Source organism: Pantoea anthophila, from assembly GCF_026104315.1.
GTDB lineage: Bacteria > Pseudomonadota > Gammaproteobacteria > Enterobacterales > Enterobacteriaceae > Pantoea > Pantoea anthophila.
In genome coordinates this window covers 1,630,131-1,644,776 of record NZ_CP110473.1, presented here as the reverse complement: position 1 = coordinate 1,644,776, position 14,646 = coordinate 1,630,131, and the positions used below count along the sequence as shown (strand labels likewise).

Here is a 14,646-nt window from a genome sequence, read left to right as displayed (position 1 = left end):
AGCCGCCAGTATCGCGACTGCAGATTAAGGAAACATTAAGATCGCGGCGCGGGCGAAAAAATATCCGCGCTGCCCGCCCTCGCCCCTCTGCCTTACCCCCTGCTGCATGCGCTGCGTGCTCTACACTTAATGGCGACATTCCGTTAAAGGAGTTAAGCCATGAGCCAACGCATGCACAAATATGCCTTTCCGGTCAGTAAAGCCCGTAAATATCTCGAACCGGGTCCGGTGCTGCTGCTCAGTTCGCAGTACAACAATGAGCAGGACATCATGACGCTCGGCTGGCATACGGTGCTGGAGTTCTCGCCCTCTCTGGTGGGCTGCATGATTGCCGGTATGAATCACAGCCACGCCCTGATTCGCAACAGTGGCCAGTGCGTCCTCAATATCCCGGCCGCTTCACTGATTGATGAGGTGGTGGCGGTCGGCAACAGCCACGGCGACCAGCTGGATAAGTTCGCCGCGTTCGGCCTGACGCCGGAGCCGGGTCAGGTGGTCAGCGCCCCCATGATTGCCGAATGTTTTGCCAGCTTTGAGTGCCAGCTCTATGACGACTCGATGGTGGCTAACTACAACCTGTTTATTTTTGAGATCGTTAAGGCACATGTGGCCGAACAGCCCGAATACCCGGCGACCCTGCACTACACCGGCGAAGGCCGCTTCAGCGTGATGAGCGATAAAATGCTGGATAAGAGCGGAGATTTTAAACCGGAGATGCTGATCTAGTTGAAAGCTCTCCGCTGCGCCCCCATTCACCTCTTTCGACCTGACAGGAGTAAAATATTATGGCAATCGAATACGCAGTTATCGCGGGTGGCTGTTTCTGGTGTACCGAAGCGGTCTTTAAGGATGTGATCGGCGTAGAGTCGGTTGAAAGTGGTTATACCGGCGGCGCTCGCCCAAATCCTACCTATGAGCAGGTCTGCAGCGGCGCGACCGGCCACGCGGAAGCGATCCGCATTGGGTTTGACCCGGAGCAGGTGAGTTTTGGCGACCTGCTGGATATCAGCTTCGTGACGCACGATCCAACCCAGCTTAACCGCCAGGGTAACGATATCGGCACCCAGTATCGCTCTGCCATTTTCCCGGCTAATGCTGAGCAGGAAGCGGAAGCGCGTGCCGCCATTGAACGAGCTCAGGCCGACCATGATGTGCCGGTGGTGACGACCATCGAGCCGCTGAAGGAGTGGTATCCTGCTGAAGCCTATCATCAGGATTACTGGGAAGGCGCGGGTCAGCGCAACGGCTACTGTATGGCGGTCATCCCGCCGAAGCTGCAGAAGCTGCGCAAAAGCTTCGCTAACCGGGTGAAGAGCTGATTTCAGCCATCCGCGGGACGGCATCCGGTTTGAGATGTTGCTCAGGATGTCGTCCTGCCCGCTGCCCTGCTCTGTCCCACTGCGCGGACAGGACGGGAAATCAGGCGGAGAAATGGCCAGTTTCAGGCCGGAATAAATCAATTCGTTCAGAGCTTAAGCGAATAGATCAAAAGAAAAAAATAGTGCTTGACCGTTTTCAGCCGACTCCCTATAGTACCGCCCCGTTGACCCAGCGCGGTCAGCGAAATAAATGTGGTGAGGTGTCCGAGTGGCTGAAGGAGCACGCCTGGAAAGTGTGTATACGGCAACGTATCGGGGGTTCGAATCCCCCTCTCACCGCCACATTCCGAAGAAGAGCCTGAACGAAAGTTCAGGCTTTTTTTTTGCATATTGCACGGAGAGGGGGTGAGAAGCCCCGCCGGGGTTCGACAGCGGGCGCAGCCCGATGGACAGCGGAGCCTGCGACGCTGCCCGCAGGGTGAGCGAAGCGAATCAATCCCCCTCTCACCGCCACATTCTGAAGAAGAGCCTGAACGAAAGTTCAGGCTTTTTTTTGCATATTGCATGGAGAGGGGGTGAGAAGCCCCGCCGGGGTGCGACAGCGGGCGCAGCCTGCCCTCCATAATAAGAAAACCCGGCCGGAGCCGGGTTTGGGCGCTACACTTCTACTCAATCGAACACTAGCTGTACGCGTGCAGGGTGCGCTGACACAGCGCTGAACGCACACAATCCTCTTTGCCGAAGCGCACAATGCCAACCATCTCGTCCTCTTCAAACCGCGCCAGCGCGTCTGCGAGACCAGAAGGCACCCCAGCGGGCAAGTCGCACTGGGTAATATCGCCGTTAACAATGACCGTGACGTTTTCGCCCAGTCGGGTCAGGAACATTTTCATCTGCGCGGCGGTCACGTTCTGCGCCTCGTCCAGAATCACCACAGCATTTTCAAAAGTGCGGCCTCGCATATAGGCGAAAGGCGCAATCTCAACTTTGGCAATTTCCGGACGCAGACAATATTGCATAAAGGATGCGCCAAGACGTTTAACCAGAATGTCATAAACCGGACGGAAATAAGGGGCGAATTTCTCAGAAATATCGCCGGGCAGGAATCCCAAATCCTCATCTGCCTGCAGTACCGGGCGCGTAACGATAATCCTGTCGATATCCTTATGAATCAGGGCCTCAGCCGCTTTCGCGGCGCTGATCCACGTTTTACCGCATCCGGCTTCACCGGTTGCGAAGATCAGCTGCTTCGTCTCTATGGCATTAAGATAGTGCGCCTGAGCCTCATTCCGGGCTTCAATCGGCAGCCGGTCGCGCGCATCGCGTGCCATGCCAATCGAATCCAGTCCGCCCATATGCACCAGCGAAGTGACCGACTCTTCTTCGCGCTGACGATGACTCCGTGAGTCATTGCGAAGCACTCTTCTCGCTTCACGACGCGCTTTGATCACTGCTTTCTGTCTTCCCATAGTGGCACCTTTCAGTTGGTTTCATTTCCCGTGTCAGGCCGGTGGCCCGTTACGATTACGTGAACGCTTTAGAGGTTTCAGTTGGCTTCCTTTTGAGCCATGACAGGACAGGATAGTGGGTATGCAGCAGCGCAGAAGCGTGGCTGAACACCGGATAAAAAAGGAAACGGTAAGACAAAAGAGTTGGTTGAAGGAAGGAAGAAATAACGAGGCAGAATGGCCCTCGCGGTCAGGCGCAATCTATTTACTGACAATGACTTTCCATAAAAGACTCGACCCATGCGCGAACTCCAGTGTGATACATCGACACGTCCGATTACGCCTGTTTAATAAAGTGCATCATTTTGCTGAACCTTTGCAACAGTAATTTTAACTGCTGGCAAAGGAATTGCTATTCGCGGGTAAGCCTTTATTTTACCACTGCGTGTAAAAATCAGCTATTTCAGTCAGTTAGATTATTTTAATTCGGCGAAGCCCCGGCTGATTCTCAGTTAAAACTCAGTCAGTCAGGTTACGGGAAAGAAAAGCCGGACGGCCAGAAATCGGGCCGTCCGCAGTGGTTGAAATTTAATCAGGCTTCCAGCAGGGATTGCGCTAAATAATGGCTGGCGTCCGGGACACCCGGCAACGCAAAGAAATAACCGCCGCCAAAGGGACGGATATATTCTTCCAGCGCCTCGCCGTTCAGTCGCCCCTGCACCGTCAGAAATCCGCGCTCCAGATCGTGCTGATAGCAGACAAACAGCAGGCCCATCTCCAGCTGCCCTGACGCCGAGATCCCGGCGGAGTAACTGTAGCCGCGGCGCAGCATCAGACTGCTGGCCGTCTCTGGCGTGCGGGGGTTAGCAAGGCGAATATGCGCATCCAGCGCAATCACCTGCCCGTCCGGATCGCGGGCATAGTCAGGAACATCATGCTCATGCTGCATCCCCAGCGGAGCTCCACTCAGCTTATCGCGACCAAAGATGGTCTGCTGCTCGCCCAGCGGGGTGCGATCCCACATCTCCACGTGGAAGCGAATCAGCCGCACCGCCTGATAACTGCCATGACGCGCCCAGACCGGTTCATCCTGATCCGCCGTCACCCACAGCAACTGATTCATCAGGGCAGCGTCGTGCGTATCCGGATTCGCGGTGCCATCCTTAAAGCCCAGCAGGTTAATCGGCGTCTCCTGCCCCTGACTGCGTGCCGCGTGGTCAGAGATAAAGCCTTCCCGTCGCCAGCGAACCCCAAGCAGGTCGGGGGTGTGCTTGATGATATCGCGCAGGGCATGGATCACCGTATCCTGGGTGTTGGCGCAGATCTGCAGCAGCAGATCGCCATGACACTGAGCAGCATCCAGCGAATCGTTAGGGAAGCGCGTCATCGGCTGCAGTTTTTTCGGCTTATGCGGGGCCAGACCAAAACGCTCATCGAACAGGCTGCTGCCGACCGACACGGTGATGGTGAGATTATCCGGCGCGATCGTCGGGCCGAGAATGCCCGAATCCATTGGCGGCAGCTGCGGGTTGGTGACGACCGGTGCCGGCCCGCCCGCGGTAAGAAAGGCGATGCGCTGGGTCAGCAGCCGGAAGAGCCGCTCCAGATCGGCTTTATCACTGCTGAGCAGGTCAAAGGCCACCAGCATCATCGATGCCTGTTGTGGCGTGATAATCCCCGCCTGATGCTGACCATAAAACGGCTGCTTTTGCTGCCGCGCCTGAGGCGTCACCGTACCCGGCGAAAACGTGTCGGCGGCGGCGGCATGAAACGGGCAACCGCCGGAGAAAGCAGCGGCGCCCCCCAGCAGGCCCAGCCCTTTTAATAAACGACGACGCGCAGGCTGCTGCGCGTCCTCTGGCTTACGACTCATGATTAATCCAGACCCAGCGTGCCACGAAGTAAGGAAAGATCTTCCGCCAGGGCGGTGACAGGCCCTTTCAGCGCATTGCGGTCAGCTGTGCTCAGTTTCTCGTACGATTCGAAACCGGTTTTCGTGCGGTATTTGCTCAGGATCGCATCCACTTTTTTGAAATTAGCATCGACCTTCGCCAGCAGCTGCGGATTGGCTTTGCTGACCAGCGGGCGCAGCAGATCAACGATTTTCTGAGCTCCATCAATATTTGCCTGGAAGTCCCACAGGTCGGTACGGCTGTAGCGATCTTCTTCGCCGGAGATCTTGCTGGAGGCAACCTCTTCAATCAGACCGGCCGCGCCGCCCACCACTTTGGCCGGCGGGAAGGCCAGTTCACTGATGCGCACCTGCAAATCTTTCACATCTTTGTTGAGCTGATCGGCATAGCCCGTCATCCCTTTAGTGCTGTTCTCCGCAAACAGCGCTTTCTCCAGACGGTGGAAGCCGGTGAACTTAGGATCCTCCGCTTTCTTTTCATAGTCATCTTCACGGGCATCAATGCTGCCATCGAGATCGGAGAAGAGTTCAGCAATCGGCTCAATGCGCTCGTAATACTGGCGGGTCGGGGCAAACAGCGCTTTGGCTTTCTCGACATCCCCGGCTTTGACCGCATCGGTGAAGGCCTGCGTCTGGCTCACCAGCTGATTCACCTGCTCCGTCACCCAGGCTTTGTATTGCGTGATCGGGCCTTCCAGCTGCATCCGCGCGGAGGTTGCGCCGGGCGTCGCGCTCTCCCCCGCCTGCACAATCAGTTTGCCCTTTGGATTGCTCAGCAGACCGCAGGTCATCTCATATTCCCCGGCCTCCAGATTAGCGGTCAGCTTCTGGCTGAAGCCCGGCGCAATGTTTTCACGCTCTTCCACCACCAGCACACCTTTCAGAATCTCCCACTCCAGCGCTTTCTGGCTGTTATTTTTAATCAGAAACTGAGTTTTACCGGCCTTCACCGTTAAGCTCATCGGCTCACACTGCCTGTCGTTGACGCTTACGGTAACCTGAGGAACGGCTGCCGCCGCAGAAGCAGAAATCGCCAGCAGAGGAAGCAGCAGTGCCTTGCGGCGGAAACGCATTGTCATCTCTTTTTCCCTATCACGTTGCGGGCGTAAGATGCGCCCGTTAAAGGTCGTATTACACAGTGGCCGACGCAGCAGGACGCGCAGGCATAAAAAACAGAATCAGGGCCGGGATCAGGTAGACGAAATAAAGGGTCACTTCACTGACGCTGGGGGCCTCCTGATAACCCAGCACGCCTTCCAGCAGGGTGCCAAACAGCGAATGGGTCGATAAGGTATTGCTGAGATCGAAGGCCACATCCTGATAGTGATTCCACAGACCCGCCTCATGGAAGGCGCGAATCGCCCCTGCGGCCAGACCGGCCGCCACAAACAGAATAAAGACGCTGGTCCAGCGGAAGAAGTGCGCCATGTTCAGGCGGATACCGCCCCAGTAGAGCAGCATACCTAGCACCACCGCCGTCGCCAGCCCGAGCACCGCGCCAATCGGCGGCGCATAACCGACATCCTGCGTAAAAGCGGCCAGCAGGAAGAAGACTGACTCCAGGCCTTCCCGCGCCACGGCAAGAAAGACCATCAGCACCAGCGCCAGACCGCCCCGGCCCGAACGCTGCAGTGCCTGGTCGACCGCCTGCTCCAGCTCAACTTTGATATTGCGCGCCACCCTGCGCATCCAGAACACCATAGAGGTGAGGATCACGACGGCGATCAGCGCCACAATGCCTTCAAACAGCTCCTGCTCTTTTTGCGGGAACTCGCCGGTGGTGGCATTGATAAACAGACCCAGCCCCAGGCAGAGTGCCGCGGCGACAAAGACGCCTGCCCACATGGCCGGAAACCACTGGGTGCGCTGGGTGCGTTTGAGGTAGCTGGCGATCAGGCTGACAATCAGCGCGGCTTCAAGTCCTTCGCGCAGCATGATGAGAAAGGGAACGAACATTGCCAGCCTCTTGAATGTTAAGCAGCGTCAATTAACGGTAAATTCAGGTAAAGTGTAAACGATACCGATTATCATTATCGCTGCGAAAAAAACAAGTTGCCGATGGAGATAATTGCATTTTTGAGGCTTTTATCTTTGTAACAAAAAGGCCCGCCCCCTGCGGGACGGGCCTTCACTCCTGACGCTCTGCTTATTTGGTCTGGAACTCCGCCTCAGCGGCGGCAAAGCGCTGCTGCGCTTCGGCTGAAGGTTCACGTCCCATCAGGCTGAAAACCACAATCGCGATACTGGCGAAGATGAAGCCTGGGATAATTTCATACAGACCCAGCCAGCCATACTGTTTCCACACCAGCACGGTCAGCGCACCGACAATCATACCGGCCAGCGCGCCGTTGCGGTTCATGCGCTTCCAGCAGACGCCAAACAGCACGACCGGTCCAAAGGCCGCCCCGAAGCCTGCCCAGGCGTAGCTGACAAGACCCAGTACGCGGTTTTCCGGGTTAGACGCCAGTGCAATCGCGATCAGCGCCACCAGCAGCACCATCAGACGCCCTACCCATACCAGCTCCTGCTGGCTGGCGTTTTTACGCAGGAAACCTTTGTAGAGATCTTCCGTCAGGGCGCTGGAGCAGACCAGCAGCTGACAGCTCAGGGTTGACATCACCGCCGCCAGAATCGCTGACAGCAGAATACCGGCAATCCATGGGTTAAACAGGATGCGTGCCAGTTCGATAAAGACGCGCTCTGCGTTGTCGTTGACGCCGGTCGCCAGCGACGGGTTGTTCTGGAAGTAGGCGATACCAAAGAAGCCAACAGCGACCGCCCCCGCCAGACAGAACACCATCCACGCCATGCCGATGCGACGTGCGGTGCGGATTGAGCGATGCGAATCCGCCGCCATAAAGCGCGCCAGAATATGCGGCTGGCCGAAGTACCCCAGGCCCCAGCCGAGCAGCGAGATCACCGCAACGAAGTTCAGCCCTTTCAGCATGTCGAGATTTTCCAGGCTTTTCGCCTCAATCACCGCCAGCGAATCAGACCAGCCGCCCACCGCGATAATCACAAACACCGGCGTCAGGATCAGGGCGAAAATCATCAGGCTGGCCTGAACGGTATCCGTCCAGCTCACCGCCAGAAATCCCCCCACCAGCGTATAAAGGATGGTGGCTGCCGCCCCCGCCCACAGTGCGGTCTCATAGCTCATGCCAAAGGTGCTTTCAAACAGACGCGCACCGGCAACCACGCCAGAGGCGCAGTAGATGGTGAAAAACACCAGGATCACAATGGCCGAAATCACGCGCAGAATTTTGCTGTGATCTTCAAAGCGGCTGGTAAAGAAGTCTGGCAGCGTCAGCGCATTGTTATGGTGTTCGGTCTGAACACGCAGGCGGCCGGCGACGATTTTCCAGTTCAGCCAGGCACCGATGGTCAGACCGATCGCAATCCAGCTCTCAGAGATCCCTGAGATGAAGATCGCCCCCGGCAATCCCATCAGCAGCCAGCCACTCATATCTGAGGCACCCGCAGAGAGTGCGGTGACCACACTACCCAGACTGCGGCCACCCAGGATGTAGTCATCAAAGTTTTTGGTCGAACGGTAGGCCACAAAACCGATTAACACCATCCCAAGTATATAAACCACAAAGGTCACCAGCATTGGTGTACTTACACTCATCTGTCTCTCCACTTATTTTTTGATATCCCAGAGAAATCGCCAGCTACCCGCCTGCCGGAACGGGGCAGGACGGGCCGATTGTTTTCGTCAGGGCGTCAGTCATTTCCCAGCGGCGCGGTATCCTGCCGGAAAGGCGTGGCGCGCACAATGGATTTAACACAGGCGTTACAGTGATTTCACTAACCGGTTGTGAAAAAGTGTCCAGAGGTTGCACTCGCTCACAGTTATCCGGTTGCACCACCGTGTAACCTGCCGGAAACCCGCATTTTATCGGGTCTGCCAACCTGGCGAGGATCTTGCAGCAATATCCGTGCCGAATTGTCAGATTTAACAATTGGCGATGTCACAGGGGTGTTAACTGGCTCACATTTAACACGGTTGCACAAAGTTGCAACTTAAGTGATAGTGCAGCCCACGCCGTATCGAACCACTATTAAGGAGCCTGGAAGTCATGGGTACAACCACCATGGGTGTAAAACTGGATGACGCGACACGTGAGCGCATCAAACTGGCTGCGCAGCGCATCGACCGCACGCCACACTGGCTGATCAAACAGGCGATTTTTAACTACCTGGGCCAGCTGGAAACCGGGGATGCCGTGCCGGAGATCCCTCTCACTGCACAGGCCGCCGCCGAGTCTGACGACATTCAGCCAGAGGAGCTGCATCAGCCGTTCCTTGACTTCGCAGAGCAGATTTTACCGCAGTCCGTAACCCGTTCCGCCGTGACCGCCGCCTGGCGTCGTCCGGAGACGGATGCAGTGCCGATGCTGCTGGAGCAGGCACGCCTGCCGGCGCCGCTGGCAGAGAAAACCCATCAGCTCGCTTATCAACTTGCCGACAAGCTGCGGCACCAAAAAGGTGCAACCGGACGCGCCGGTATGGTGCAAAGCCTGCTGCAGGAGTTCTCATTATCGTCTCATGAAGGCGTGGCGCTGATGTGCCTTGCCGAAGCACTGCTGCGTATTCCCGACAAGCCAACCCGCGATGCGCTGATCCGCGACAAAATCAGCAACGGGAACTGGCAGTCACACCTGGGACGCAGCCCGTCCCTGTTTGTCAACGCGGCCACCTGGGGTCTGCTGTTTACCGGCCGCCTGGTCTCAACCCACAATGAAGCGAACCTGTCACGCTCTCTGAACCGCATTATCGGCAAGAGTGGCGAGCCGCTGATCCGCAAAGGTGTGGATATGGCGATGCGACTGATGGGTGAGCAGTTCGTGACCGGCGAAACCATTGCCGAAGCCCTGGCGAACGCCCGCAAACTGGAAGAGAAAGGCTTCCGCTACTCCTATGACATGCTGGGCGAAGCGGCACTGACCGCAGGCGATGCCAAAGCCTACCTGCTCTCCTATCAGCAGGCGATCCATGCGATTGGTAAAGCCTCCAATGGCCGGGGCATCTATGAAGGCCCGGGCATCTCCATCAAACTGTCAGCCCTTCATCCCCGTTACAGCCGCGCGCAGTATGAGCGGGTGATGGAAGAGCTCTACCCGCTGCTGAAATCGCTGACGCTGCTGGCGCGCTCCTATGACATCGGCATCAACATCGACGCCGAAGAGGCTGACCGGCTGGAACTGTCGCTGGATATGCTGGAGAAACTCTGTTTCGAGCCGGAGCTGGAAGGCTGGAACGGGATCGGCTTCGTCATCCAGGCTTATATGAAACGCTGCCCGTTTGTCATCGATGAGCTGATCGACCTGGCCCAGCGCAGTCGCCGCCGCCTGATGATCCGTCTGGTGAAAGGCGCTTACTGGGATAGCGAAATCAAACGCGCGCAGATGGAAGGTCTGGAAGGCTATCCGGTTTACACCCGCAAGGTCTACACCGATATCTCCTATCTGGCCTGCGCCCGTAAACTGCTCTCCGTGCCGAACCTGATCTATCCGCAGTTCGCCACGCACAATGCCCATACCCTGGCCGCCATCTATCAGCTGGCGGGCAACAACTACTATCCGGGACAGTATGAGTTCCAGTGTCTGCACGGCATGGGTGAACCGCTCTATGAGCAGGTGGTCGGCAAAGTGGCGGACGGGAAGCTGAATCGCCCCTGCCGCATCTATGCGCCGGTGGGGACGCATGAAACCCTGCTGGCTTATCTGGTGCGTCGTCTGCTGGAGAACGGAGCCAACACCTCCTTTGTTAACCGCATCGCGGATACCTCACTGCCGATTGACGAGCTGGTTGCCGATCCGGTGCTCGCCGTTGAAAAACTCGGGGCCAGCGAAGGCGCGATCGGCCTGCCGCATCCGAAGATCCCGCTGCCGCGTGACCTCTATGGCGAGAACCGCGTCAACTCTGCGGGTCTGGATATGGCCAACGAACACCGCCTCGCCTCACTCTCCAGCGCCCTGCTGAGCAGCGCCGCCCACCCTTACCTGGCCGAACCGATGATCGATGGCGAAGCGGGCACCGGTGAGCTGCACGACGTGCTGAACCCGGCCGTGCCTGGCGATCGCGTGGGTCAGGTGCGTGAAGCGACAGACCAGGAAGTGTCTGTGGCGCTGGATGCCGCCGTGAACAGCGGGCCAATCTGGTTTGCCACCCCGCCGCAGGAGCGTGCCGCGATTCTGGAGCGCGCGGCGCAGATTATGGAAGGCCAGATGCAGAAGCTGATGGGCATTCTGGTGCGTGAAGCGGGCAAGACCTACAACAACGCCATCGCGGAAGTGCGCGAAGCGGTCGATTTCCTCTATTACTACGCCGGCATGGTGCGCGACGATTTCGACAATGAAACCCATCGCCCGCTGGGCCCGGTGGTCTGCATCAGTCCGTGGAACTTCCCGCTGGCGATCTTCACCGGTCAGATTGCGGCGGCACTGGCAGCAGGCAACAGCGTGCTGGCCAAACCTGCCGAACAGACGCCGCTGATTGCCGCGCAGGCGGTGCAGATCCTGCTGGATGCGGGCGTACCACCAGGCGTGCTGCAGCTGCTGCCAGGCCAGGGTGAAACCGTTGGCGCACAGCTGACCGGCGACAACCGGGTGCGCGGTGTGATGTTTACCGGCTCCACTGCCGTGGCAACCCTGCTGCAGCGTAATCTCGCCGGTCGTCTTGACCAGCACGGCCGCCCAGTGCCGCTGGTCGCGGAAACCGGCGGGATGAATGCGATGATCGTTGACTCCTCCGCGCTGACCGAGCAGGTGGTGGTTGATATCGTTGCCTCGGCGTTCGACAGCGCCGGACAGCGCTGCTCCGCCCTGCGTCTGCTCTGCATCCAGGAGGATGTCGCCGACCATACGCTGAAAATGTTGCGCGGTGCGATGGCAGAGTGCCGCATGGGTAACCCGGAGCGCTTCTCCACCGATATCGGCCCGGTCATTGACGCCGAAGCCAAAGCCAATATCGACCGCCATATTCAGGCGATGCGTAACAAGGGCTTCACGGTCTATCAGGCGGTGCAGGATAATCCGCAGGACAGCAAAGAGTGGAACAGCGGCACCTTTGTCAAACCCACGCTGATTGAGCTGGATCAGGTCAGCGACCTGGATAAAGAGATTTTCGGACCGGTGCTGCACGTGGTGCGCTTCACCCGCAACACGCTGCCGCAGCTGGTTGAGCAGATTAACGCTTCCGGTTACGGCCTGACGCTGGGTGTCCATACGCGTATCGATGAGACCATTGCGCAGGTCACGGCGAGCGCCCGGGTCGGTAACCTCTACGTTAACCGCAATATGGTGGGCGCCGTTGTTGGCGTGCAGCCGTTTGGGGGTGAAGGCTTATCCGGTACCGGTCCGAAAGCGGGCGGTCCGCTCTATCTCTACCGCCTGCTGGCACATCGTCCGGATGGCGCGCTGCGTCTGACCTTCGATCGTCAGGATGCGGAGCGCCCGGCTGACAGCACACTGCGTCACGCTCTGCTGGCTCCGCATCAGGCACTCAGCAGCTGGGCCAAAGATAAACCGGCGCTGGCTGAACTCTGTGATCGCTATGACCAGCTGGCTCAGGCCGGTGTGGTACGGCTGCTGCCCGGCCCGACAGGTGAGCGCAATACCTTCTCGCTGTTGCCACGCGATCAGGTGCTCTGCCTGGCTGACAACGAGCAGGATGCGTTGATTCAGCTGGCGGCCGTGACCAGCGTCGGCAGTAAGGCGCTGTGGCAGGATGATGAGCTGCATCGCACCCTGCGTGCCTCGCTGCCGGACGCGGTGAAAGCGCGCATTACGCTGGCGCGAGACCCGCTGACGGCGGAGTTTGATGCGGTGATCTATCACGGCGATGCCGATCAGCTGCGCGCCCTGTGCGAACAGATTGCCGCGCGTGACGGCGCGATTGTGTCGGTGCAGGGCTTCGCCCGCGGCGAGACGAATCTGCTGCTGGAGCGTCTGCTGATTGAGCGCTCACTGAGTGTAAATACCGCGGCCGCAGGCGGTAACGCCAGCCTGATGACCATCGGGTAAGGGGGCGGGTTGCCGGCGAGGTCGCTGCGCGGGCGGAGTCTGAGAAGGTTTCGTGCGCCGGGTCGCTGGGACTGATGGGGTTTGCTGCGCGAACGGGCTTTGAGCAGGTTTCGTTCGCCCAACAGGTTGGGCAGTTTCAGCTTCGCCTCTGCAGGCGACCGACAAGGGGGCGCCAGTCGCCGCGCCCCCTTGACCCCGGGCTCCGGCCTGCCTCACCGCCGCTTCGCGGTCCCTTCGCTTCTTCCGGATTTCTCACGGACCGGCAGGACGCGCCATCCCTGGCGCGACCCTGCCTCTTCGCGACATCCCTGTCGCTCGTCCTGAAATCCCTCATCCGCTCAGCGGTTCAGACGGCCTCCCTCCCCGCTGTTATCTCTTCTTTCACTGTTAAGGACTTCATTGCGGTGAGTTCCAAAGAATGTCTTTGGCTTCGGTGCAAACAGACAACGCTCCATTCAGAAGAAACGAAGATATCAAAGGCGGGGGTGTGGGAGAGGCATCCGGCGCGCTGAGGAGCAACCGGAGGCCAGGATGAGCCGACAGGACGTCGGCGAGAGGACGGCACGAGCCAGGGATGGCGAGTCCGGACGGTCCGTCGGCCGCAGGGCGTGACGAAGGCACCCCGCAACGCGGGGCGCGGAGGCTGCCGGACGCCGGGATTGTTAAGGGGCGGGCGTCCGCCCCTTGACGCGACCGCTTGCACGGGCAACCTGAAACTCCCTCACGCCTGCGGGCGAAACCCTCTCAGAGCCAGCCCACCGCCAGGTGATAACTCCCACGCCCGACAGGCGAAGCCCTCTCAAAGCCATCCCACCGCCAGGTGATAACTCCCTGCCGCCAGGCGCTCCCCTTTTACTGCGAAACCGCATTCCGCTGCCGCTTAAGCAGCGTCGGAAACAGAAACAGCGACTGCCCCACCCCGCGGTTGGTCAGCGACCAGATCGCCACGGAACAGAGCGAGCAGAGCGCCACGATCACCACCGGATAGAAACAGGCCCAGAAAAATGAAAACCACGCCTGTTCAAACAGGTGATGCCGCTGCGCGAAGAGGATCGCAGACATACCAAAGAACTCGATAAAGATGCGGTGAATCACATAAATCTGCAGGGTATTGCGGCCCACCCAGTTGAGATAACGCATGCTGAAATGCTGATTCAGCCAGCGACAGGCCGCAATGCTGAACAACACCGCCAGCACACACAGGAACAGACTCTTATCCAGACCGAAGATCACATGGATACCCGCCACGGCGGCCAGTATCGCCCAGGGCATGACGTTCTCACGACGCCATTCACTCAGACGCAGCATGGTCTGGCTCCAGAACGCGCCTAACAGGAAGAACAGGAAATACTGGGCCAGGCTCTGTGGTCCCCAGAACGGGATCACTTTCTCAACCGCCAGATAATTAAGCAGGATAGCCACCGCCACCAGGGCCAGCTTATATTCACGGAAAATTTTAGCGCAGAGGAAATAGAGTCCTAAGCCATAGAGATACCAGGAGGTACTCATCGCCATAAAGGTCAGCTTGAGAAACTCAAACAGCGAACCGGCATACGCAGCATTCAGGTTCTGTGAAATACGCTGCCCGGTAATTTCCGTGGAGATACCAATAATGGACCACCACTGAATAAAGCCCCACAGAATATAGAGATAAAAAAGATTGGTAATACGACTGGTAAATACCTGTTTCCAGGGCCGGTTCAGAATACCGTTGGCGGCCAGCAGTCCCGAAACAAAGAAAAAGGCTGGCATCCTTAAGGGTGACAGAACCGTATTAAACTGTATCCATATTTCGGCCGGGACCCATCCGGCGGAGAGATATTTTATTGTCCCTTCAAAACCGGGTAACACGGTGTGGTACAGGACCACCAGCAATATGCAGGCCCCCTTCAGGGTGTCTACCCACAATATCTGGTCTGATTTCGTCTGGCTCATTA

At 58.1% G+C, this 14,646-nt stretch carries 9 protein-coding genes and 1 tRNA gene; 4 read left to right on the top strand and 6 right to left on the bottom strand.

The features are described from left to right. Positions 1 to 159 precede the first annotated feature (159 nt). The 3 genes from OJ965_RS10140 to OJ965_RS10130 all read left to right on the top strand — a co-directional run bounded on the left by OJ965_RS10140 (position 160) and on the right by OJ965_RS10130 (position 1,661). Positions 160 to 726, top strand: coding sequence for a flavin reductase family protein (locus OJ965_RS10140; protein WP_181161902.1), 567 nt, complete (start codon positions 160 to 162; stop codon positions 724 to 726). Between the two features lie 59 nt (positions 727 to 785). Continuing rightward, entirely contained in the window at positions 786 to 1,319 is a 534-nt protein-coding gene (msrA, locus tag OJ965_RS10135; RefSeq protein WP_111207736.1) for a peptide-methionine (S)-S-oxide reductase MsrA, read from the top strand. A 254-nt stretch (positions 1,320 to 1,573) separates the two neighbouring features. Beyond that, positions 1,574 to 1,661, top strand: a tRNA-Ser gene (locus OJ965_RS10130). Between the two features lie 338 nt (positions 1,662 to 1,999). Here OJ965_RS10130 and phoH read toward each other — a convergent pair. The 5 genes from phoH to putP form a co-directional block, all read right to left on the bottom strand. Continuing rightward, positions 2,000 to 2,788: a phosphate starvation-inducible protein PhoH gene (phoH, locus tag OJ965_RS10125; RefSeq protein WP_009089645.1), complete on the bottom strand. Its 789-nt coding sequence runs from the start codon at positions 2,786 to 2,788 to the stop codon at positions 2,000 to 2,002. A 571-nt stretch (positions 2,789 to 3,359) separates the two neighbouring features. Beyond that, complete coding sequence (gene efeB, locus OJ965_RS10120) at positions 3,360 to 4,640, bottom strand: iron uptake transporter deferrochelatase/peroxidase subunit (protein WP_140923184.1); 1,281 nt, start codon at positions 4,638 to 4,640, stop codon at positions 3,360 to 3,362. Positions 4,641 to 4,642: 2 nt separating this feature from the next. Continuing rightward, positions 4,643 to 5,758 carry an iron uptake system protein EfeO gene (gene efeO, locus OJ965_RS10115; RefSeq protein WP_046102060.1) on the bottom strand — a complete coding sequence of 372 codons (1,116 nt, stop codon included), beginning with the start codon at positions 5,756 to 5,758 and terminating at the stop codon, positions 4,643 to 4,645. A 52-nt stretch (positions 5,759 to 5,810) separates the two neighbouring features. Further along, a complete protein-coding gene (gene efeU / locus OJ965_RS10110) occupies positions 5,811 to 6,635 on the bottom strand; it encodes an iron uptake transporter permease EfeU (protein ID WP_058958334.1) in 825 nt (274 codons plus the stop codon). A 190-nt stretch (positions 6,636 to 6,825) separates the two neighbouring features. Then, positions 6,826 to 8,310 carry a sodium/proline symporter PutP gene (gene putP / locus OJ965_RS10105; RefSeq protein WP_154928328.1) on the bottom strand — a complete coding sequence of 495 codons (1,485 nt, stop codon included), beginning with the start codon at positions 8,308 to 8,310 and terminating at the stop codon, positions 6,826 to 6,828. Positions 8,311 to 8,761: 451 nt separating this feature from the next. Between putP and putA the strand changes: the two genes are divergently transcribed. Beyond that, the gene (gene putA / locus OJ965_RS10100) at positions 8,762 to 12,709 is read left to right on the top strand and encodes a trifunctional transcriptional regulator/proline dehydrogenase/L-glutamate gamma-semialdehyde dehydrogenase (protein ID WP_265139118.1); all 3,948 of its coding nucleotides are present in this window, start codon (positions 8,762 to 8,764) and stop codon (positions 12,707 to 12,709) included. 852 nt (positions 12,710 to 13,561) lie between these two features. Here putA and OJ965_RS10095 read toward each other — a convergent pair. Next, a complete protein-coding gene (locus OJ965_RS10095) occupies positions 13,562 to 14,644 on the bottom strand; it encodes an acyltransferase family protein (RefSeq protein ID WP_009089633.1) in 1,083 nt (360 codons plus the stop codon). Positions 14,645 to 14,646 lie beyond the last annotated feature (2 nt).

Bases quoted from the DNA above. Each gene is read 5' to 3' on its own strand.
- OJ965_RS10140 (WP_181161902.1), top strand. From the start codon at position 160: ATGAGCCAACGCATGCACAAATATGCCTTTCCGGTCAGTAAAGCCCGT.
- msrA (WP_111207736.1), top strand. From the start codon at position 786: ATGGCAATCGAATACGCAGTTATCGCGGGTGGCTGTTTCTGGTGTACC.
- phoH (WP_009089645.1), bottom strand. From the start codon at position 2,788: ATGGGAAGACAGAAAGCAGTGATCAAAGCGCGTCGTGAAGCGAGAAGA.
- efeB (WP_140923184.1), bottom strand. From the start codon at position 4,640: ATGAGTCGTAAGCCAGAGGACGCGCAGCAGCCTGCGCGTCGTCGTTTA.
- efeO (WP_046102060.1), bottom strand. From the start codon at position 5,758: ATGACAATGCGTTTCCGCCGCAAGGCACTGCTGCTTCCTCTGCTGGCG.
- efeU (WP_058958334.1), bottom strand. From the start codon at position 6,635: ATGTTCGTTCCCTTTCTCATCATGCTGCGCGAAGGACTTGAAGCCGCG.
- putP (WP_154928328.1), bottom strand. From the start codon at position 8,310: ATGAGTGTAAGTACACCAATGCTGGTGACCTTTGTGGTTTATATACTT.
- putA (WP_265139118.1), top strand. From the start codon at position 8,762: ATGGGTACAACCACCATGGGTGTAAAACTGGATGACGCGACACGTGAG.
- OJ965_RS10095 (WP_009089633.1), bottom strand. From the start codon at position 14,644: ATGAGCCAGACGAAATCAGACCAGATATTGTGGGTAGACACCCTGAAG.